A 21,653-nucleotide genomic window follows, 5' to 3' on the forward strand; every position below is an offset into this window, starting at 1 on the left:
GAACAGGTCTTGCATATCCACTCACTTATCAGTTTACTGGCTGGGACGATGATAAAGACAATATCATCAAAAAGCCTAGTTACACTTACTCATTGAAAGATTCAAAAGTATGTATCATGGGTTCACAGTACGATGGTGATGTTGGCACACATGAAACTTATAGCAATATACGTAATTGCTTCCATCTGATCAAAGAAGGCAAACACACCTCTTTCCAATCAACCTATATAAATAAAGTTCAGTATAAATATGATGTCAAAACAAAAACATGGCAGCCTGATCAACTCTGACCTCATCCGTAACTAAGCAAATAAAAAAAGAGGCCTAAGCCTCTTTCTGTCAAGCTGAATTTATACTTCCGCAGGATTGGTTAATTCCGTCATTGGCCAACGTGGTGTCGTCGTCACCGCCAAGCCATCCTGTTGGCCTGCTTTTAAACGCTGATAACCGGCAAAGGCAATCATCGCGCCATTATCAGTACAAAGTGCCGGTTCTGCATAATAAACAGTCGCTTTAATTTTGGCTAAATCTGCTTCTAAACGCTCACGTAAGCGCTTGTTGGCACTGACACCACCGGCAATCACTAAGCGCTTCAAGCCCGTCTGTTTCAATGCTTTGACTGACTTTTTCACCAAGGTATCGACAATGGCTTCCTGAAAACTTGCTGCAATATCTGCATCACGGTTTTCATCACCCAGTTTTTTCATTTGTACAGATACAGCAGTTTTTAAACCGCTAAATGAGAATTCCAGCCCTTGATGGAGCATTGGACGTGGGAAAGCAAAAGCAGCAGGATTGCCTTGTTCAGCCAGTTTGGAAATGTTTGGCCCACCTGGATAGGGCAGACCCATCATTTTCGCCACTTTATCGAATGCTTCTCCGGCTGCATCATCAATCGATTCACCCAGCAATTCATACTGGCCAATGCCATAGGCTGCCATCAGCTGTGAATGCCCACCAGAGACCAACAGCGCCACAAATGGAAATTCTGGCGCTATTTCAGACAACAATGGTGCGAGCATATGCCCCTCCATATGATGAACACCAATTGCCGGTTTGTTCAATGCAAAGGCCAAAGTTCGACCAAACAACGCACCTGTCATTAATGCGCCCATCAGACCTGGGCCACGGGTATATGCCACTGCATCAATTTCTGATTTGTTCACGCCGCTCTGCTCAAGCAGCTCATTGATGAGTGGAATCAGTTTACGCACATGATCACGTGACGCCAGCTCTGGAACTACACCGCCATATTCTGCATGCAGTTTAATCTGGCTATAAAGCACCTGTCCGCGCAAACCCAACTCGCTGTCATACAGCGCAAGTCCTGTTTCATCACACGACGTTTCCAAGCCTAAAACGATCATTAAACTGCCTATAACCTGTATCAATTCTATTGCAGCAACTATTATAGACTTGTGGTATGAGATGTAAATGAGTAAAATACTGACCTTCACTTGTGATTGAGGGCAATTCAGCCCGAGATCTTACCCTAACTGATATGAGGATTCTTCATGCCACAAGTTAAATTGAAAGAAGGCGAACCAGTAGACGTAGCTATCCGTCGTTTCAAACGTTCATGCGAAAAAGCGGGTGTTCTTGCTGACGTACGTAAGCGTGAATTCTACGAGAAACCAACTCAAGAACGTAAGCGCAAAAAAGCTGCTGCTGTTAAACGCTACCAAAAGAAATTGGCGCGTGAATCAGTACGTACGACTCGCCTTTACTAAGATTAATTTGTGATTGATTGCCTGGAATAAATAATGACGACTTTAAAAGACCAAATCACGGATGTTTTGAAAGCAACAATGCGTGCCAAAGAAATGTCCAAGCTGACGGTCATTCGTAGTCTACAGGCAGCAATTAAGCAAATCGAAGTCGATGAGCGCAAAGAACTTGACGACGCTCAGGTTCTTGCGGTCATTGAAAAACAAATTAAACAACGTAAAGAATCGGTTAAAGCCTTTGCAGGCGCTGGCCGAGATGATTTAGCTAGTAAGGAACAAGCCGAAATTGAGATTTTGTCTCAGTTTCTACCAGAAGCTATGACTGAGGAAGAACTTGATTCCATGATTGCGCAAGCTATTGCAGCGCAACAAGCTACTAGCATGAAAGATATGGGTAAGGTGATGAATTCTCTGCGTCCGCTCATAGCCGGGCGCGCCGATCCTGCACAAGTTTCCGCCAAAATCAAAGCGCAACTTGCTTAATCCCTACTTTCTAGTATTTCCTCTTTAACGTTGAACTGCCTTTAATCAAAGACAGTTCCTGACGTATTCTTATTGCAAATTACAATCGACCTGATAACGCTTAAGTAATTGCATCTCTTTAGACGATTTCACTTCTACAATTACATCCTGTTTACTCATATTTTGAAACTTACGATCCAGATAAGCACGATTCTGGTCAGCGGCTTGATATAAACGATCAACATAGCGTCCTACTATTCCACAAAATTTTGCATTCTGCTCAGGACTAAATCCCTGTTGCTGCGGATTTAAACCACTTAAAAATTGACGCGATTCCTTTTTATAATCCGCATTAATTCGTTCTACCGCTTCTACATATTCAACAGCACTCGCAGCAAAAACCCCATAATTCCACCCCAGTAGACACACGCCCAATAGTATTTTTTTCATATCATGCTTCGGATTTAATCACACTAATATTTAGAAAGATTGTAGCCTGATTGAATATATTCTTGCCATAACATCCTGATACAAAAACTTAAAACCCAGTTCAGCTTTAAATCTTATATTGATGTGCCTGCTGCATCTGTTTCAGACGTTGGCGAATGGCGGACGATAAAGATTGATTATTTTTCACGCTACGCTGTGCATGTAATAATGATTTGATCGCGGTTTCTTCATATCCGGACCAGTATTCTACTTCTGCACGATAACGCAGCACATTGGCGGCCTTGATTGCCGATGCAGGCTCTGCATTGGTCGCCAGTTGCATCAGTCGCCAGCCGCTCACATCGCGGGAATTGGCATTCAAAAACTTTTGTACAATCTGTTTAGCTTGATCAGGTTGCTGGGCACGAATCAAGACTTCTGCATATTTATAATTGAGTGCGCGGTTTTCCGGCATGATCCGCGCTGCCGAAGCCACACTTTTCAACGCTGCATTCAACTGGTTCTGACCTAAGTAAATATCAGTCTGAAACAAGACCAATAAAGGATGCATCTGGTTATGCTTTTTCGCCTGATCTAAAGCAGCCTGTGCGGCCTGAAAATCACTTTGCTGTATCTGGTAGGCAGCCAAAGCAAGCTGACCGGCAAAATTATTCTGCCGATTCATCAAACTGAGCTGCTCCTCACTGGTCTGGCGAGACAGCACCCTGCTATACCATTTGATAATCTCAAAGTCCTGACCATTCAGCTTAGGTTTGACCGCAGGCAGCTGATTGGCACGCAAACGTGCTTCACTCATACGCTCAGTCGTCAGTGGATGGGTGAACCAGAAATCCGGCAGGAAGCTTAAGCGACTGGTCGAGCGATGCATGACTTCGAAGAAGTCAGCCATACTATGCGGGTTATAGCCCGAACGATACATATATTGCATGCCAATTCGGTCTGCTTCACGCTCCTGATTACGACTATAAGTCAGCTGTTTATCCATCAACGCGGCTTGCGAACCCATCATCACCGCAGCACCCGCATCACCATCCGCCTGAGAGGCCACCAATGCCCCGACCAGAATTCCGGCCAATGCCAGCAAACCCTGCCCCTTAAAAGCATCTTGAGAGCGACTGTAATGACGTTGTGTGACATGTGCAATTTCATGCGCCATCACCCCCGCCACTTCATCCATATTTCGGGCTGAATTGATTAAACCAGCATTAAGAGCAAACAGCCCTCCCGGCACAGCAAAAGCATTAATTTGTGGATCATTAATCACCAGCAAACCAATGGGCTGTTGTAACTGAGTCTGACTGAGAATATGAGAAAATACCGACAGCAGCTGGTCTTCCAGCCATGGATTCTGCATGACTGGCATTTGCTTATGCACTTCGCGATAGACTTTTTCACCGATCATTCTTTCTTTTTGCTGATCGAGTAAACCCACGCCTGTACCAATATCAGGCACAGAAAAGTGTGCAGTCGCTTGATTAAAATCATGGCTAGAGCTATGCCCTGTCACCATGCACATCGTTAAGCCACACGCCAACGCCAATCGTTTCAATGAAAAATCTCTAAATCTATTGTTCTAAGCTGCCTTGAATATAGCATTGAAAAATGGGCATATACGCAAGAAAATGTTATTTAATATTATTGAAACTCAGGATTAACCACATAGCGTGGCACTCGCCCTTCTAAAGCATCCACCAGATTCTGATAGGCCAATTCGGCCATTTTTTTACGGGTGGCGGCGGTAGCCGAACCCACATGCGGTAAGGTAACGACATTATCCAAATGGAATAATTCTGATTCTTTTAGCGGTTCTTTCTGATAGACATCGAGACCGGCAGCAAAAATCTGCTTGGCTTTTAAAGCGTCAATTAAAGCCTGCTCATCAATGACTGAGCCACGTGAAATATTCACCAATACCGCATGTGGTTGCATTTTTTCCAACTCAGCCGCTGCAATCAGCGCTTTAGAATCAGCATTTAAGTCAACCGCAATAACGACAAAGTCGGAACGCTGTAATAGTTCATCTAAGTCAGAATACTGTGCATTCAGGCCTTGGGCCAATTCTGGTTTTTCACGGCGGTTATGGTACAAAATATTCATATTGAAACCATAAAAACCACGACGTGCAACTGCAGCTCCAATATGACCCAGACCGATAATACCTAAAGTTTTTCCAAAAATATCCAGACCAAATTGTGCTTCACCAACAGTACGCTGCCATTGTCCTTGTTTGGTCCAGTGATCCAGATAGGCCACTTTACGTGCCGCAGACATCAGCAATGTAAAAGCCAGATCTGCCGTGGTTTCAGTCAGTACATGCGGGGTATGGCTGAGATAGATATTTTTTTCATTTAAATAATCAAGTTCATAGTTGTCATAACCGACACTGACACTGGAAATGACTTTAAGCCGGGTGGCAGTCGCCAGATTGTTACGATTCAGCAATCGACCTGCTCCAATCATGCCATCGGCATCCTGAACCTGCTGCAAAAGCTGCTGGTTCACATCGCCTAACTTGGGTTGTATATAGGCGACATCATAAGTTTGTTCAAGTTTATTTTGAATATCAGCATCGATCTGACTAAATACAACCACTTTTTGTTTCATATTTTTTATTCCAAACTCATATTATTTCAAGCTGGCAGACCTATTTTGCATAAACTGCCATAAACGTTTTTTCAAAATTGGCTGATCCAGCATTTCCTGTAAAGAAGCCAACTGGATTATTTTACTATTTGAAATATAAGGTACAGTTCCCAAGAAAATAATATTTTTCTCGGCACTCATCCCATCGAGAAAACCCTGAATATAAGAGTCCACACCGCGCCCATCCTGAACATTGGCCCAAGGAAATGGCCAGTTCAGCTCACAAAACTCGCTGACCACTGCACGCTGGATATTCGTCCATAAATTCTGGGTTTCTTCAGTCATTGCAGTCGCATCAATCACAATACTGCAATAGGCCAGACTTAAAATCTGCAAACTAAATGGCGGAATTTGTATGATTTCACGCTGTTCCTGAACCAGTACTGGCGTGGGCACTGATACCACAGGCATGACTTCAGCTTCGGGTTGAATAACCGGCTCAGGAATTGATAGATCTGTAAATACCTCGGGCTGCTTGGACTGAGGCAAGACAATGTCACTGTGAAATTCTGGTGCGGCCTGATCACGCCAGATCGAGACCTGATGTGGCTGACATGCGCTGTCCCTAGGAATCCAGAGATCAATTCCTAATGTTGCCAGTATGTCACGCTGATGCCCTATCATCTTTTCATCATCACCAATTTCAGGCTGAACATTTTAGCCGGATTGCCTCTACTTTGCCGAACTTTTTCCGCTTTTCTTTTTTATCCTGATGGATTCTAATACAAAGTCGATCTGCCTGCTAAAAACTGTATTTTTAATACGCAATTAAATCACTGCCTCTGTTATAACAGATGCAGTCTCAAACTGTGAATTGTTATCTTCTTTTTTACATAATGGTTAAACTGTTTTTCTTCAACATTTGTTGAATAATCTGCTCTGCCTCAAAACCCAAGCGCCAATAAAGCAGTTCCATCACATCCAGTTCGTCCTGAGTCACAATACGGTCGCTCCACAAACAGGCTTCTGCGATCCCCAAAATCCCGAGACGTTCACGCAGTAAAAGTCCCGCAATATCATTCAGAATTTCCGCCAGATCAATCGGCTCATCAGAAATTTCATTGTATAAGTCCAATTCTCGAGCCGACAAAATCCGGTTTAAAATGCGTTCGCGAACCTCAAGCTGGTTTCCGCTATTAATCTGCTGCACATGCAACAAGGCATCAATCAGACGCACAATCTGGGGCTTAACTTCATCCAAAGCTGTTGGAATATGTGCGGGCAATAGATTCAGTTCATATTTGACACATTCCAGCAATAAGGCATCGAGCAAGCCAATTTCACCATCTTCCTGAATAATTCGTGCCAGTTTCATCAAAAACTGACGTGCAACTGTGGTGGGCATCCCGCCAATATTCTTACAAGCTTGCTGGAAAATCGAAATATGCACCCGCCCATCCAGATTCAGCAGTGAATCTACAATGGCGCGGCTCACCTCAGCCTCAGTCGGAATAAATTCACGATATTGACGAATCATCAAAATGGCAACCATGACTTCACGCGAGCCGGTCGCCGTCTGCAATGCACGTTCAAGCAACTCCGGACGCGGCATACTCAGCCGCAGCTCTGGATTCAGTGGCTTGATCGCATCTTTAATTGCAAAGCTGATTGGAGATAGACGCAACAACGGCAGAGGCTGTGGCGAACTCCAGCTCATCGCAGTCTCGGGCACCACTTCTTCCAGAGAACGAAATAAACTGAATAAAGGCTGATTCTTGAGTTTCTTCAAGTTCTCGAGCTGCAAATCCTGAATCAGGGCAGGATTTAATTCATAAATTCGTTGATTAATATTTGGGTGAATATTCAACCAGTTTTGCGGACTCAAGGAATTGGCAAAACACATATGGGAAATGGATTCGGCATATTCACTATAGATTTGCGAACCGGAATGATGCACATGAATTCTGAGTAAAGTCTGGATATTGGCATCATTTTGAATCAGGCGGCGAGTTTTCTGGTCATTCTTAAAAGTGCGTCCACCCAGTGAAATATATTTAATAAAGCGTGTGATCAATACCCCCAAACTGCCAATCAGCCAGATTACTGCGCCAATTGCGACATAAAAGGTTTCAAACTTATTTTCACGTCGAATACCAGTTCGATAGAAACCAGATTTGGCAATTTTGCTGCCCCACTGGCTAAAGGTGGTTAAACTGCTATACAAAATTTTTAAGCGGGTATTTTCCGCAGTTTCACCCGACAGAATTTTATTAAATTCGTGACTGAGTAAACCATACAGCTCGACTTTATCCAGAGTTTGTACCGCACCCCAAGTCAGAATAATCGCGGTATCTCGCGGGCTAAAACCCGCCGTCAGCGTATTAACTCCAACTTCATCGGGCAGTACATACACCGCCGGAGGTTCAATTAAAAAGGTATCGGCCAGCTGCTGGGTAATTTGCAGTGCCACACTTTCCTCAGGAATACTTTCCATCGGGCTGAGACGGCGCGCACCCATCTGTTTTGCCAGCGAATAACCGCCATTCCGGAAAAGATAAAATTCATAGATGACCGAGATCATCATGGCACATAACAGCAAAGCAATCAGATAAGGACTGAGCATATGCCAGAAAATAGACTGGGTAGAATCAACATAAAAAACGAATAGACCAACAACGGTATTGATAATAAAAATAGTTAACAGCACAGCAATCAAGCAGAAGCTTACAGGCAATACGATATTCTTGTTTTTTATAAAATCATATCCTACGTTGCGCAATGTAGAACCCTAGTTAAGATTATTTTCAATGGGTTCATCATAAAACAAAAAAGCGGGAAATTCCCGCTTTTTCATGATGATTTTAAGCGCTTAGACTTCACGTACGCCAGTTAAATCCACAGAAGCTGCATCGATATTCACATCGATGTAATTCCCTTCTTTCATGGCACTGTCACTACGTTTTTGCTGTAGATCATCCAGATACTGCGCATCAATACCACCCGCGACATAAACGCCGTCAAATACCGAACAGTCAAAATCTTTCAGATCTGGCACTTTGGTGGTTCGAACTGCATCTTTTAAATCTTCCAGATCCTGGAACACCAAACGGTCTGCACCAATAATTTCACGAATTTCTTCAACGCTACGATCTGAGGCAATTAGCTCTGATTTTGCCGGCATATCGATACCGTACACGTTTGGATATTTCACCATCGGTGCTGCGGAAGCAAAGAAGACTTTTTTCGCACCAGAATCACGTGCCATCTGGATAATTTCATTACAGGTCGTACCACGCACAATCGAGTCATCGACCAATAGTACGTTTTTACCCTTAAATTCAAGCTCAACCGGGTTCAGTTTTTGACGTACCGATTTTTTACGTAGTTGCTGACCTGGCATAATAAAAGTACGACCGATATAACGGTTTTTCATGAAACCTTCACGGAATTTCACACCCAGCATATTGGCAAGTTCCAATGCAGAAGTACGTGAAGTATCCGGAATCGGAATCACCACATCGATATCATGCTCTTCACCCCACTCGCGCAGAATTTTTTGCGCCAGCTTCTCACCCATTTTCAGACGTGCTTTATACACCGAGATTCCATCAATAATGGCATCCGGACGGGCAAAATACACATATTCAAAAATACATGGACGATATTCAGGATTGCTCGCACATTGCTTGGTAAAGAAATTACCTTGTAAATCGATAAATACCGCTTCACCTGGCTGAATATCACGCTCAACTTTGAAGCCCAGCGCAGTAATCGCAACCGATTCAGAAGCTATGATATATTCCATGCCCTGTTCAGTTTCACGTGAACCGTAAATCAGTGGACGGATACCATTCGGATCACGGAAGCCCACCAGACCTTGTCCGGTAATCATTGCTACCACACCATAAGCGCCTTTACAACGCTCATGCACACGTGTTACCGCGTGGAAAATATCTTCCGAAGTCGGCACCAATTTGCCATGTTTTTGCAATTCATGCGCCAACACATTTAGCAGTACTTCTGAATCAGAATCCGTGTTCATATGACGCAAGTCAGTTTTGAACAGATCATCATGAATTTCTTCGGCATTGGTCAGGTTACCGTTATGCGCCAAGGTAATTCCATACGGCGAGTTCACATAAAATGGCTGTGCTTCTGCACTGCTCGATGAACCGGCTGTTGGATAACGCACGTGGCCAATACCGTAATTTCCTTTCAAGGCACGCATATGACGGGTATGAAATACATCACGCACCATCCCATTGTCTTTGCGCAGGAATAAACGTCCTTCATCACATGTCACGATCCCAGCTGCATCTTGTCCACGATGTTGTAACATCGTTAATGCATCAAACAACATTTGGTTAACGGGTGATTTACCAGCTATACCAACTACTCCACACATAGCAACCTCGCAGACAAGCTAGGATTAATAAAAAGGATTATTTGTAGACTCATCTGCAGCTCCAGATTTGGAAGATGTTTCAGATGATGAAGCTGAAGGTTTCGATGTCCCTTCAGGTTTGATATGTTGTAGTGCGCCATTCGCGGCTTCTTTCGACATTTGAGTCGCCCAAGGCGCATAAGGCAATAAGGCTTGAATAAACTTGGACTGTTTCCAGTGCGGTGAGCTTTCTACCCACGGGCCAATCCCCTGCATGGTAATCAGGACAATCAGCAAACCTTTCAGGCTACCAAAGACACCACCCGCCAGACGGTTGAGAGGACCCAGTTTAAAACTCTTTAAAATACGGTTCAACAGTGCAGTAACGATCCAGGTCAGAACTACAATCAGCAGGACGATAAAGGCGAAGGCCGCAATCTTTTGTACGACTGGATCTGTACTCAGAGCAACCATAGACGGCGCAAGTAGCGTTGAATATTTTGCCGCAACAATCAGGGCAAAGATCCATCCCACTAAGTTCGCAAAGGCTTTAATAAATCCTTGACGCAAACCGTTGAGCCCTCCAATGAGCAAGATAATCAGTAGAAAGATATCAATGGCATTCATAGGATTTAAAGTGCGTCTACACAATCTTTTACAAGTTTAGGTCCGGTATAGATGAGGCCACTATAAACTTGTACAAGGCTGGCGCCTGCCTGTTTCTTGGCAGCAGCATCTACACCTGAAAGAATACCACCCACACCAATCAATGGAATTTGTCCTTTTAATACCGCAGCAAATGCAGCCAGACATGCGGTACTTTTCTCAAAGACTGGCGCGCCAGATAGACCACCTGCCTCCTCTGCATGCGCCAGACCTTCCACCCCTTCACGTGACAGTGTGGTATTAGTCACGATCAGGCCATCGATCTTGAATTGCAATAACTGTTTGGCAATAAAGGCAATATCGCTGTTATCCAGATCAGGCGCCACTTTGAGTACCAAAGGTACATAATGCTGGTATTCCTGAGCCAATTCAAGCTGACGCTTCTTCAGTGTTTCCAGCAGTTCGGTCAGTGCATCACCACTTTGCAGGCTGCGCAGGTTTTTGGTATTGGGAGAAGAAATGTTGACGGTAATATAAGAAGCATAATTATAGACTTTTTCTAAACAGATGAGGTAATCATCTACTGCTTTTTCTACCGGAGTATCAGCGTTTTTACCGATATTGATACCGAGAATGCCTTTAAATTTGGCCGCTTTGACATTTTCAACCAGCTGATCCACGCCATCATTGTTAAAGCCCATACGGTTAATAATAGCTTTGGCCTGCGGCAGACGGAACAAACGCGGATGAGGGTTGCCTGCTTGCGGTCGCGGCGTAATGGTACCAATTTCAATAAAACCAAAACCTTGACCAGCAAGGGCATCAATATAAGCACCATTTTTGTCTAAACCTGCCGCAAGCCCTACTGGATTGGGAAATTCGATTCCCATACAGGTTACAGGTTTTGCAGTAACATTTTGACGCATCAAGCCCATTTTATGGGATGATTTTAATAGTGATAGTGTCAGCTCATGTGCACGCTCTGGTGCTAAAGAAAACAACAAAGGGCGGGCTAGAGAATACAACATATCTAGAAAAGTCTACTGCTTTTTAAGTCGGCATATTATAGGCATAGGCTGACAAAAAAACCATGCTTTGCAAATCTTTATTTTTACCGTTTATTGCACGGTCGCGGTTAATTTAATCTGTCCTGCTTCATTATTTAGTTCCATTTTCTCAACACTTAGACCCATTTGTGCCAGTTGAGTCAGGAAGTTTGCCAAAACTGCATAATTTTCATGCATGACCGCCAATTGAATTTTTCCATCTATTTGCTGGGATGCAACCGAAAGACCTTGTTGCTGTGCCACCCGCTGTACTTTCTCTGCGGCATCCAGCTGCATGTCTCCAGCAGGCTTTATGGTGACTGCATTACTTTGCATCCAGACAATGGTATCTTTCAGCTGATTTAAACGTTTCTGCTGGGTGTCTGCTGCCTGATGCATATACCAGAGTGCTGAACTGACCGCAGCCACAACTACAAAAATAGTGGTAAAAATCACCAATACCCGTTCACGTGCCGAGAGACTGTCCAGATAATCCCTCAGTTTTTCAAAAGACTGATCCATGCGATTTTGTAGCGCTTCGATGGCTTTCATTATTGCACCCTCACCAGCCCAATGGCACCTGTTCCGCTGGCCTGAATATTCCCCAGCTCCACTTTAAAGCCTTGCTGACCCAATTGCTTGGTCAATGCATTTAGCGTATCTGATGAATTGGCCTTGAGCTCCATACTCAACACAGACGCATCATAATTGATCCGTTGTGCCACAATCTGGTTCTGCATCAAGACTGGTCCAATCCGACTAATCAGCTGTAATGCCTGTGTATCGGCGATCTGGCTTTGACGCAACTGCCCTTCAAACTGGCTTTTGATATTCTGCTCAGTGACCGGATAATTTTGCCCAAACCAGTACTTGAACTGATCAACGGCCTGTGCAGCGGTCTGATTTGCCACTTTTTTATATTGATACCAGCGCACCGCATCATAACTAAACTGTAAGACTAATATGCCCAGAAATACAGCTGCACATGCTTTCCAGTAACCGGAAATGGCACCTTCAGATTTAGCTTTGGGCAATACATTAAACGCATGTTGTTTGGGTTTTTTCAATACAGGAAGGACATACTGAAAAGATTCTAACTGCTCCTGTGTGACCAGTGCTTCTAGGCTACTTAACTGATCCTGATTCAGATTACTAACTTTATAATGCAAATCTTTGGGCTGATAATCCAGATACAGACTCAGATCATCCAGCGACTGGCCGATATATTCTGCCTCTCGTACCAACAAGCGCCCACCAATTTGGGTAATCACCCGCTGATTGGCTTCAGGAACTGGCAGTACCAAAAAGTCTGGCAGCAAAGCCGCCAGCTTGACGGGAATCAGGTTGAGAGAATACTGCAAGGTCTCGAGGGTCGAATTCGCAATCCCCATAATACTGACCTGATCAGGCTGCTGAAAATGATGCAGCACTTTCATGGCATCGACGGGCAGCACCACATATTCTTCAAGCAGATACTTGATGCCCTCATTGCCCATTTTTTTATATTGGCTCTTGGGCAAAGTCTGCTGCAAAATTTGCACATGACGGCTCGGGAAAAACACTACTGCTTCTTCGCCATGATGAGCCTGGATCTCCTGAATCAACTGCTCAAGTGTTTCCGCAGTATTCCAGAATTCCCCAGTTGACCATTGCCAAACCCCATTGGCCTCAGGCATCCATAAATACAACATCGATTGTGTACTACCGTTTTAATTGGTTTTATAATGTAGGAATAAAACTTTTAACTGTTGTCGACAAACCCGCGGCAATGACTGGCTGCGCATAGATACGTGCTTCTGCCAATGCATAGGGATGAAAAGACTCCGCCAGCAAAATAGAAGAAATGTGTGCCACCACATTCATATGACACACCACGGCAATCGATTCATAAGGCAGTTGCGACAACCATTCAACCGCGACCTTGGCATCATCATCGGGTTTAATCGCATTACAGATCACCACGGGTACATCTTGAAAATACTGCTGCAGATGAGCCAGGGTCTCTTGTGCACGCAATAAGGGACTGACCACAAACACTTCAGGTTTAATCATATTTTTTAAGAACTGTGCAGTTTGCTCAGCCTGCTGATGACCACGCTCCGTCAATGGACGCTTGCTATCATTGCCATTGACTGGTGGAGCAGCCTCACCATGTCGCACTAAAGTCAGTTGCATTGGATTTCCTTATTTTCTTTTGCCTGCATGATAACTGGCCAATATGACAATTCACATACAGTCCCTTTGTGTTATAGATCAGACTTGATGATGTGGCAAGACAAATTCCACATCACTGCGATGACCATTTTTCATCAATGACAAGGCAATATTGAGTGGTGGTGCACCTTCAAAAATCACATCATACAAGGCAGAAGTAATTGGCATATAGACATCCAGTTCTTCGGAACGCGCCTTGACCTGTACGATGGTATTGATCCCTTCTGCAGTTTGACCCAGTTCAGTAGTAGCCTGCTCCAAAGTCTTGCCTTTGCCCAAGGCAAAACCAACCTGATAATTACGACTCAGCGGACTGCTACAAGTCGCAAATAAATCACCCACACCGGAAAGCCCGAGGAAAGTCAGCGGATTCGCGCCCAATTTTACCGCAAAACGGCTCATTTCGGCCAGTGCACGGGTCAGGATCATACTCTTGGTATTTTCACCCACGTTATACGCGGCTGCCATCCCCATCGCGACGGCATAAATATTTTTTAAGGCACCACCGAGTTCTACACCATGTACATCATCACTGGCAAAAACACGGAACAAGGCACTATGTAAGGCTTGCTGTACGGCATAACGTACCAGCTCAGATTCGCTGGCAATCACGGTTCCTGCCGGCTGACCTGCCACAATTTCCTTGGCGAGATTCGGCCCGGACAACACTCCATAAGGCACTTCTGGCAATACTTCCCGAATAATATCACTCATGAAGCTAAAAGTTTTGGCTTCAATCCCTTTGGTGAGTGAAATCACGGCTTGTGAGGTGATAAAAGGCTTGATTTGTTGCAGGACATCCCGAAAAGAATGACTTGGAATCGCGACTAAAATAATATCACGATCACGCACAGCCAGTTCCAGATCCGACACAGCCAGTAAGTTTTCTTCCAGCTGGAAATCGGGCAAATAACGTTTATTGATATGCGTGGCATTAATATCTGCCGCAACGGCTTCGTCACGAATCCAGATCATGGTATTACAACCATTACGCACTGCAGTATTGGCCATTGCGGTACCAAAACTGCCCCCACCCAACACCGTGACTCTTAAAGCGGTCTTATGATCGACTGCAACCGGCTCGACCAGTGCTGAAAAATTTAATTCTGACATGTTATTTTTTAATACCCTGTTATACCGTGCAAATTAACCGTTCTGATTCCAATAACTTACAAAATTACTGGTCTGAATCTCTGCGCGTGCTGGAATTGCTTTTGCTGCAGTGCCAATATAAATAATACCCGAGACCAAATCATCTTTTGAAATTCCTAATGCCTGCTTAAACAGGCCAGACTCGACTACAGCACCACTGCGCCACATGGTCGAGAAACCCTGAATCTGGAGTGATAACAGAAAATTCTGTATGGCGGCGCCTGAACTGAGAATCTGTTCAAAATGTGGAACTTTAGGATGATCTTGCAAACGCGTTAAAGCCAGCACCAATAGTGGCGCACGGAATGGATGATTCTTGACCCGTTCAATCTGTGCCGTTTCAGTTTCACCCAGATCGACCAGTGCCTGAGACAACAGCTCCCCAAATGCTTCACGCTGTGCATCAGGTATCACCACAAAGGTGGTGGGTTTCAACCGATGATGATCTGGTGCTGTCAATGCCGCCTGAAAAGCCAGCTCCAGCTGTTCTGCATTCGGTGCCGGTGCCAGCAAATGTCCTATTGATTGACGTTGGTGAATATTTTGATGAACGATGTCGACCACGGATTCCGTCATTGCTTTGTAGATCTATACTTAAAAACTGTTTTCAAGATTAGCATATTCCAGCTGTAATACTCTATAAACTTCACCGCGACTTAGCCGCAAAAATTACTCAAGAACATTACAATATTTTTATTTTAATCAATGAAATACTCAGTTGAATTACTTTTTTAGCATAGAGTCACACTAAAAATTTCCAAACTTATACAACAGCTCCAAATTCTGTGCGCTTTACTATGCTCAAATAAGCTTAATTCTGTTTTCACCCGAGATTTTATCATGAAAAAAACAATTGCGATCAGCGGATTAGCAGCTTCAGTTCTACTTTTAACTGCCTGCGCTTCTAACCCAACCTCACTGGCAATTCAGAAAGAAAACAATCAGTTTGAGGTTACCGGATTAGGTAAAAATCAACTAACTGCTAAAAATAATGCCATTAATGCTGCCAGCAAAACCTGTGGTTCGAAAGCTACTGCGATTATTATCGATGAAAAGACGGGTTATAACGGGGCATTAAAAGGTGTCGTTGATGATCAGACTGGACAAATGATTCAGGCAGCAGCGACTGTTTTAGGTAATATCGCAGGCACCAATACCGGTTTAAACCAGAATGATGACTATCAAACCATTTTGACTTTCCGTTGTCAGGCCAAATAAGTCCAGATCACATGGTCATAAAAAAAACCGCTCTTCAAGAGCGGTTTTTTTAATCTGGATTAGCAATAACCTTCCAGACGGGTCAAAGGCAATTTCTGTCCAATCGCCTTCTCAATTTCTGGTAGATAGAACGCATCATCTTCGGCAAGGAAACTAATACTCACACCACGTGTTCCCGCACGGCCAGTACGTCCAATACGATGTACATAATCATCTGACTGTTCAGGTAAAGTGAAGTTCACCACATGTGAAACACCATCCACATGAATACCACGACCCGCAACATCTGTTGCAATCATAATGTTGTGCTTACCATTTTTGAACTGGTCTAGCATTTTTAGACGCTTGTCTTGAGCAATCTCACCAGACAGCATGACCACCTTATAACCATCACGTTTTAAATGATCATAAAGCTTACGCACCTGATCACGACGGTTGGCGAAAATCATCACCTTTTCAATCGGCTCATCACGCAAGATTTCTTGCAACAGTTTATATTTATCGGCCTTAGCCACCATATACACCCGTTGCTCGACATCGGCATTGGTTTTCTTTTCCGGTTCAATTTCAACTGTGACCGGTTCAAATAACCATTGCTGGGCCAAATTTAGTACATCATAGCTGAATGTTGCAGAGAACATTAAAGTCTGACGTTGCTCCTTACGCGGCGAAAAACGCACAATGCGTTTCACTGAAGGAATAAAGCCCATATCGAGTAGACGATCCGCTTCATCAATGACCAGAAATTCAATCTGATCCAGCCAGACTTCTTTTTGCTCGACAAAATCGATCAAACGACCGGGTGTCGCGACCATAATATCGACAGGTGCTTTATTTAGTTGATTCTTTTGCTTGTCAAAATCTACACCACCCAGCAAAGTCACGACATTGAGACCGGCATATTTGGCCAGATCCTGTGCATCGCTTTCAATTTGCAGTGCCAGTTCACGGGTCGGTGCCAAAATCAGGGCGCGCGGTTCACCACGATAACGCTGTTCCTGAATCGGATTATTTAATAGATCATTCATGATACTAATTAAAAAGGCCGCAGTTTTACCGGTACCTGTCTGTGCACGGCCAATGGCATCATGTCCTGCCAGCGTGAATTTTAAAACCTTCTGCTGGATAGGCGTCATGGTGGTAAAGCCTAAAGCATCAATCGCTTTTTTTAGATTGGGATGTAAATTTAAGGTTTCAAAACCAGATGACATAAAGCGGTGCTCTACTTGGGTAATCACTAAGATGGGGATAGTATAAACAAAAAACGCCCCAAGTTATATTGGAGCGTTTTCTTTTTAGCTTAATCCGAAGATTAGTCTAATGGTTGAACTTCTTCAGCTTGAAAGCCTTTTTGACCTTTAACAACACTGAATTCAACGCGTTGACCATCACGAAGTGAACGGTGGCCGTCACCTTGGATAGCACGGAAATGAACAAATACGTCATCACCGCCGTTACGTTGAATAAAGCCGAAGCCTTTAGTATCGTTAAACCACTTAACTACGCCTTGTTCGCGAGCAGCTGTCATAAGTTAATCCTCATTGAAACTAAAAGAAGGACCACCCGGTGTTGCAAACAGCAGAGCAAACAAGTTTGAAAATATTATTTTTAAGCTTGTAATCATTCTGTAAAACTATCAACAAAATCCCGGTTACATCCATTTATGTAATAGGGTGAAAAACAATCACTTTGTTTATTCAAAGTCCCAAATACGCAACGAGCTTAACATGGGTTTATCACAATTAATAGATTTTTTTTAGCATGTTCTGTTTGATTTAGTTATTTTTTTCATGAAAATTGTCAAAAGACTTTATATCTTCTTTTAGATCCTGATTTTTATTAAAGCAGTTTGGTTCTATACGCTTCTTTGTTACTATTTATTGTCATTTTTTTGCTATATGAATGAAACCCTAATGTCGCAAAATCCAGAGCAGTATTGTCTTATCGATGCCATGGGAAAACCCTGCCCGATGCCGCTTTTAATGTTAAAACGGGCACTAAAGGCCGGTAATCAGAAAACTTTCTTGCTCAAATCCTCTGATCCACATAGTCAGACGGATGTCAGCCGTTATTGCCAGATTCATCAACTCAAGCTTGAATCAAGAAAAGTTTCTGATTCAGAATTTCACTACTTGATTGAATCTTAAAAATTTTCAATTAAACTGTTTATCTTAGTTTCGTATACTTTTTTACATTTCTCTACCCAAATATCCATTATTTGCGGAGAGATTGGATTAAGATAAAACCTATGTTTAGGGTTATCCCGCACTTCAAGGAGAACACATGAGTGACAGCCGCAATCAGTTGATGCCCCTGTCATTATCGGCGCCAGGGGTCAACCTCGGTGCTTATATCAGCACTGTCAATCAGATTCCGATTTTAACGGCCGAACAAGAAAAAGAGTTGGCTGAACGCTATTACTATGACCAGGATTTAGATGCAGCAAAAATGCTGGTCATGTCACATTTGCGTTTTGTGGTGCATATTGCACGCAGTTATGCAGGTTATGGTCTGCCACAAGGCGACCTGATTCAGGAAGGCAACCTGGGTCTGATGAAAGCTGTAAAACGTTTTGACCCGAATATGGGCGTACGTTTGGTGTCATTTGCTGTGCACTGGATTAAGGCGGAAATTCATGAATATGTGATCCGTAACTGGCGTATTGTTAAAATCGCCACCACCAAAGCGCAACGTAAACTGTTTTTTAATCTGCGTAGCCTGAAAAAATCATCGAAAAAGTTGACCCTCGCAGAAGCACAGTCGATTGCCAATGATTTAAATGTCACACCAGAACAAGTTCTGGAGATGGAAGGCCGTTTGACGGCATATGATGCTGCTTTTGATGCTTCCGGCGATGACGATGATGAAGGTTCAACTTATGTTGCACCGGCTTTATATCTTGAAGATAACCGTTATGATCCGGCCCGTCTGATTGAAAATGAGGATTATGAGGAACAAAGTACTTCTGCTCTGCACGAAGCCATGGATCAGCTCGATGATCGTTCACGTAATATCTTGCAGCGCCGCTGGCTAGATGACGAGAAATCAACCCTGCATGAGCTGGCCGCCGAATATAACGTTTCCGCGGAACGTATTCGTCAGCTGGAAAAAAATGCCATGGAAAAAATTAAAGTGGCGATGTCCTCCAATTAATACCAAATTCTGTTATTGATTTAATCTGAAAAAGCCTTCTTTGATGAAGGCTTTTTTATGTCCGAATTTTGAATTTATGCTAAGGTTGAGCGCAAACTTTATCAGGAAGATCAATTCAAATGTGGATTGCGATTTCAGCACTCAACTTGGCGCTTGCCGTGATGCTCGGTGCCTTTGGTGCACATGGTTTAAAAGCGCGCGCGACTGAAGCCCAGCTCGGCTGGTGGCAAACGGCAACGGATTATTTTTTCTATCATGCCTTAGGTTTGCTTATTCTGGCCTTGCTCGCGAAAGTCATTCCGACACTCCCGATTCAATGGAGTTTTTGGCTAATTCAGGTCGGTATTTTATTATTTTCTGGTTCACTGTATATCATGGCCTTGGGGTTACCACGTGGATTAGGCGCAATTACGCCAATTGGTGGTGCTTTAATGATTGCAGGATGGTTAATTCTGGCTTGGAATGCTTTAAAATACGCCAGATAAGTCTGAAAATCACTTAATCATGGAGGGTAGCTAGAATGATGATTTATATCAATGGCGAACAACAGGAAACTCACTGCAAGAATCTGCTGGAACTGATTCAGAGTATGGCGCTTGAGGGTAAGCGTTTTGCAGTTGAAGTCAATGAAATGATTATTCCTAAAAGCAAATTAGGCGATACGCCGATTTGCGATACAGACAAAATAGAAATTATTCACGCGGTCGGTGGCGGCTAATACTCGGGACAATTATGCAAGATTTATTACAGATTGGTTCACGCCAATTCCAGTCTCGCCTTTTGGTAGGCACAGGCAAATATAAAGATTTAAATGAAACTCAGCAAGCCATTCAAACCAGTGGCGCAGAGATTGTTACTGTCGCGATTCGTCGGGTCAATATTGGACAGCATCCAGATCAGCCGAATCTGCTGTCAGTCATTCCTCCGGAAAAATATACCATTTTGCCAAATACCGCAGGTTGTTTCGATGCCAATAGTGCCGTTCGCACCTGTATGCTGGCACGCGAACTCCTTGATGGCCATAATCTGGTCAAGCTTGAAGTTTTAGGCGATGAAAAGACCTTATATCCGAATGTGACCGAAACCCTGAAAGCTGCACGTACCTTGATTGACGATGGCTTTGAGATCATGGTCTATACTTCGGATGATCCAATCGTGGCGCAAGAACTGGAAAGCATGGGCTGTGTCGCGATTATGCCTTTGGGCAGTCTGATCGGTTCAGGTCTGGGAATTCTCAATCCACATACCCTGTCGATTATTAAAGAAAATGCTAAAGTGCCTGTACTGGTCGATGCCGGTGTTGGTACTGCAAGTGATGCCGCAATTGCGATGGAACTGGGCTGTGATGGTGTACTGATGAATACGGCGATTGCGGCTGCACAGAATCCGGTACTCATGGCCTCAGCCATGAAAAAAGCAGTCGAAGCTGGCCGTGAAGCTTTTCTGGCCGGCCGTATGCCGCGTAAACGTATGGCCAATGCCAGCTCGCCGGAAACTGGTTATTTCTTTAAATAAATCTCATCGTAGTCAAAGGATTGTATGATTCTTTGACTATCATTTAGCTTTTACTCATCCTAAATTATCTATTTTTATAAATCAGCTCGACGGATTCAAGCTTTAATAAAGCATCAGGAAAAAGCAGCTCCCCCTGCAAGCCTGGCAATTCAATCTTGCTCCAGACCAGTTTATTACGTAAAGACAATGGAAGTTTCTCTGCAATAATCGTAGTGCAATAACGATGCGTCTCACCTCTTGATCCTAAAATAAATTGCTCTCCTACCTGCCTTGTCACGGCCCTAGCAATATCTTTTCTTTTATATGGCTCTAAACTGCTTTCTCTATAAACTGCCCACTTTTTTGCTCGTTTTGAGTCAATAAAATCACTGATATCTGATTGAATCACTTGATTTACATGTGAGGGATCATCATCTGTGGTCGCATGCACCACCAAAATATTCGGTTGAGTTTCTGCAATCACGCCAATATGTGAGTATTCACTCCCACTCAGTTTTTTGATTAAAAAACTTTCGTAACCCACCCCTTCCCGAACAATCCAATCACCCACTTGAAATGCGTGCTCGGGCATATAAATCTGTTTATCTTGCTTTATAGTATCTTGGGGGGGAAACCCAATAAAAAGGCAGATTAGAATAACTAATCTGCCCAAAATCAAACTAAACCGATTATAAATCAACTTTCCATTTATCTTCATTTTTGATAAGTTTTACTCGATCTGTTACAGAATTAGAGCCTTCATTTTTAAAGCTGACTCCGATAGTCACCCGTCCTTTTCCATTTGCTTCATCGATATTTTTGTCTACCACACTAATTTCTTTGACTCCGCCTTTACGTTCAGCTTGCTCTTTAGCCTTTGCCGCGCCAGCTTTTATTTTGCCTTGAATCATTTCTTCAGAACCTGCTTGGGCTTTAACATTTTCAGGTATATAAATATAAGAGAGCATTTTTTCTGAATCGCCTTTATAGGCTGCTGTAACATATTCTTGAGCTACATTTTCTGGATTTTTAACACTACTACATGCAACCAGCATTCCCGTTAAACCGAAACTTAATACTAAATTCAGTATTCTCTTCATCTTATTTATTCCAATAGCAATTATTAAATGAAAGTCAAAAAAAAAGCATAATAATTATGCTTTT

General features: G+C 43.4%; 26 protein-coding genes. 8 read left to right on the forward strand and 18 right to left on the reverse strand.

Going from position 1 to position 21,653, the window contains the following annotated elements; translation table 11 throughout:
- Positions 1-350 precede the first annotated feature (350 nt).
- Positions 351-1,367: a tRNA (adenosine(37)-N6)-threonylcarbamoyltransferase complex transferase subunit TsaD gene (gene tsaD, locus FTU40_RS00430; protein ID WP_180039369.1), complete on the reverse strand. Its 1,017-nt coding sequence runs from the start codon at positions 1,365-1,367 to the stop codon at positions 351-353.
- Positions 1,368-1,514: 147 nt separating this feature from the next.
- On the opposite strand from tsaD, the gene rpsU reads away from it, so the two are divergent.
- Positions 1,515-1,730, forward strand: coding sequence for a 30S ribosomal protein S21 (gene rpsU, locus FTU40_RS00435; protein ID WP_001136722.1), 216 nt, complete (start codon positions 1,515-1,517; stop codon positions 1,728-1,730).
- 33 nt (positions 1,731-1,763) lie between these two features.
- Positions 1,764-2,210 carry a GatB/YqeY domain-containing protein gene (locus FTU40_RS00440; protein WP_004280076.1) on the forward strand — a complete coding sequence of 149 codons (447 nt, stop codon included), beginning with the start codon at positions 1,764-1,766 and terminating at the stop codon, positions 2,208-2,210.
- A gap of 69 nt (positions 2,211-2,279) precedes the next feature.
- Here the strand turns inward: FTU40_RS00440 and FTU40_RS00445 are convergent, their stop codons facing one another.
- The 13 genes from FTU40_RS00445 to FTU40_RS00505 form a co-directional block, all read right to left on the reverse strand.
- Positions 2,280-2,639, reverse strand: coding sequence for a hypothetical protein (locus tag FTU40_RS00445; RefSeq protein WP_180039371.1), 360 nt, complete (start codon positions 2,637-2,639; stop codon positions 2,280-2,282).
- Positions 2,640-2,745: 106 nt separating this feature from the next.
- On the reverse strand, positions 2,746-4,188 hold the full coding sequence (locus tag FTU40_RS00450; protein WP_218951616.1) for a M48 family metalloprotease: 1,443 nt from the start codon (positions 4,186-4,188) through the stop codon (positions 2,746-2,748).
- Positions 4,189-4,274: 86 nt separating this feature from the next.
- Positions 4,275-5,243, reverse strand: a complete 969-nt coding sequence (locus FTU40_RS00455) for a D-glycerate dehydrogenase (protein WP_180039373.1) — start codon at positions 5,241-5,243, stop codon at positions 4,275-4,277.
- Between the two features lie 21 nt (positions 5,244-5,264).
- Positions 5,265-5,906, reverse strand: coding sequence for a hypothetical protein (locus tag FTU40_RS00460; RefSeq protein ID WP_005096584.1), 642 nt, complete (start codon positions 5,904-5,906; stop codon positions 5,265-5,267).
- 205 nt (positions 5,907-6,111) lie between these two features.
- A complete protein-coding gene (locus FTU40_RS00465; RefSeq protein WP_100329782.1) occupies positions 6,112-8,001 on the reverse strand; it encodes a M48 family metalloprotease in 1,890 nt (629 codons plus the stop codon).
- Between the two features lie 90 nt (positions 8,002-8,091).
- Positions 8,092-9,627: an amidophosphoribosyltransferase gene (gene purF, locus FTU40_RS00470; RefSeq protein WP_005096582.1), complete on the reverse strand. Its 1,536-nt coding sequence runs from the start codon at positions 9,625-9,627 to the stop codon at positions 8,092-8,094.
- A 24-nt stretch (positions 9,628-9,651) separates the two neighbouring features.
- Complete coding sequence (locus FTU40_RS00475) at positions 9,652-10,233, reverse strand: CvpA family protein (RefSeq protein WP_100329783.1); 582 nt, start codon at positions 10,231-10,233, stop codon at positions 9,652-9,654.
- Between the two features lie 5 nt (positions 10,234-10,238).
- Positions 10,239-11,240, reverse strand: a complete 1,002-nt coding sequence (locus FTU40_RS00480) for a quinone-dependent dihydroorotate dehydrogenase (RefSeq protein ID WP_180039375.1) — start codon at positions 11,238-11,240, stop codon at positions 10,239-10,241.
- Between the two features lie 90 nt (positions 11,241-11,330).
- Positions 11,331-11,810, reverse strand: coding sequence for a type II secretion system protein GspM (gspM, locus tag FTU40_RS00485; protein ID WP_100355082.1), 480 nt, complete (start codon positions 11,808-11,810; stop codon positions 11,331-11,333).
- On the reverse strand, positions 11,810-12,949 hold the full coding sequence (gspL, locus tag FTU40_RS00490; protein ID WP_100329786.1) for a type II secretion system protein GspL: 1,140 nt from the start codon (positions 12,947-12,949) through the stop codon (positions 11,810-11,812). The genes gspM and gspL overlap by 1 nt, the downstream gene beginning before the upstream one ends.
- A gap of 28 nt (positions 12,950-12,977) precedes the next feature.
- Entirely contained in the window at positions 12,978-13,433 is a 456-nt protein-coding gene (gene sixA / locus FTU40_RS00495) for a phosphohistidine phosphatase SixA (protein WP_005096577.1), read from the reverse strand.
- A 78-nt stretch (positions 13,434-13,511) separates the two neighbouring features.
- On the reverse strand, positions 13,512-14,585 hold the full coding sequence (locus tag FTU40_RS00500) for an NAD(P)H-dependent glycerol-3-phosphate dehydrogenase (protein WP_005096576.1): 1,074 nt from the start codon (positions 14,583-14,585) through the stop codon (positions 13,512-13,514).
- Between the two features lie 33 nt (positions 14,586-14,618).
- Complete coding sequence (locus tag FTU40_RS00505; protein WP_005096574.1) at positions 14,619-15,200, reverse strand: nitroreductase family protein; 582 nt, start codon at positions 15,198-15,200, stop codon at positions 14,619-14,621.
- Positions 15,201-15,464: 264 nt separating this feature from the next.
- On the opposite strand from FTU40_RS00505, the gene FTU40_RS00510 reads away from it, so the two are divergent.
- Positions 15,465-15,842 carry a hypothetical protein gene (locus FTU40_RS00510; RefSeq protein ID WP_005096572.1) on the forward strand — a complete coding sequence of 126 codons (378 nt, stop codon included), beginning with the start codon at positions 15,465-15,467 and terminating at the stop codon, positions 15,840-15,842.
- 59 nt (positions 15,843-15,901) lie between these two features.
- On the opposite strand, the gene rhlB is transcribed toward FTU40_RS00510, so the two are convergent.
- Together rhlB and FTU40_RS00520 are read right to left on the reverse strand one after the other, a co-directional pair.
- A complete protein-coding gene (gene rhlB, locus FTU40_RS00515) occupies positions 15,902-17,053 on the reverse strand; it encodes an ATP-dependent RNA helicase RhlB (RefSeq protein WP_005096570.1) in 1,152 nt (383 codons plus the stop codon).
- Between the two features lie 101 nt (positions 17,054-17,154).
- The gene (locus tag FTU40_RS00520) at positions 17,155-17,370 is read right to left on the reverse strand and encodes a cold-shock protein (RefSeq protein ID WP_004280099.1); all 216 of its coding nucleotides are present in this window, start codon (positions 17,368-17,370) and stop codon (positions 17,155-17,157) included.
- Positions 17,371-17,755: 385 nt separating this feature from the next.
- On the opposite strand from FTU40_RS00520, the gene FTU40_RS00525 reads away from it, so the two are divergent.
- The 5 genes from FTU40_RS00525 (at position 17,756) to FTU40_RS00545 (ending at position 20,510) form a co-directional block, all read left to right on the forward strand.
- On the forward strand, positions 17,756-17,989 hold the full coding sequence (locus FTU40_RS00525) for a sulfurtransferase TusA family protein (RefSeq protein WP_227523618.1): 234 nt from the start codon (positions 17,756-17,758) through the stop codon (positions 17,987-17,989).
- 136 nt (positions 17,990-18,125) lie between these two features.
- Positions 18,126-18,995 carry an RNA polymerase sigma factor RpoH gene (rpoH, locus tag FTU40_RS00530; protein ID WP_005096567.1) on the forward strand — a complete coding sequence of 290 codons (870 nt, stop codon included), beginning with the start codon at positions 18,126-18,128 and terminating at the stop codon, positions 18,993-18,995.
- A gap of 119 nt (positions 18,996-19,114) precedes the next feature.
- Entirely contained in the window at positions 19,115-19,480 is a 366-nt protein-coding gene (locus FTU40_RS00535) for a DUF423 domain-containing protein (protein WP_005096565.1), read from the forward strand.
- Positions 19,481-19,515: 35 nt separating this feature from the next.
- Complete coding sequence (gene thiS, locus FTU40_RS00540) at positions 19,516-19,713, forward strand: sulfur carrier protein ThiS (protein ID WP_100329788.1); 198 nt, start codon at positions 19,516-19,518, stop codon at positions 19,711-19,713.
- Between the two features lie 14 nt (positions 19,714-19,727).
- On the forward strand, positions 19,728-20,510 hold the full coding sequence (locus FTU40_RS00545) for a thiazole synthase (protein WP_100329789.1): 783 nt from the start codon (positions 19,728-19,730) through the stop codon (positions 20,508-20,510).
- 64 nt (positions 20,511-20,574) lie between these two features.
- Here FTU40_RS00545 and FTU40_RS00550 read toward each other — a convergent pair whose 3' ends face one another.
- Entirely contained in the window at positions 20,575-21,081 is a 507-nt protein-coding gene (locus tag FTU40_RS00550; RefSeq protein ID WP_157797502.1) for a YiiX/YebB-like N1pC/P60 family cysteine hydrolase, read from the reverse strand.
- A gap of 97 nt (positions 21,082-21,178) precedes the next feature.
- Complete coding sequence (locus FTU40_RS00555) at positions 21,179-21,589, reverse strand: DUF4878 domain-containing protein (protein ID WP_100329791.1); 411 nt, start codon at positions 21,587-21,589, stop codon at positions 21,179-21,181.
- Positions 21,590-21,653 lie beyond the last annotated feature (64 nt).

It is taken from the genome of Acinetobacter sp. YH12100, from assembly GCF_013419135.1.
Lineage (GTDB): Bacteria > Pseudomonadota > Gammaproteobacteria > Pseudomonadales > Moraxellaceae > Acinetobacter > Acinetobacter pseudolwoffii.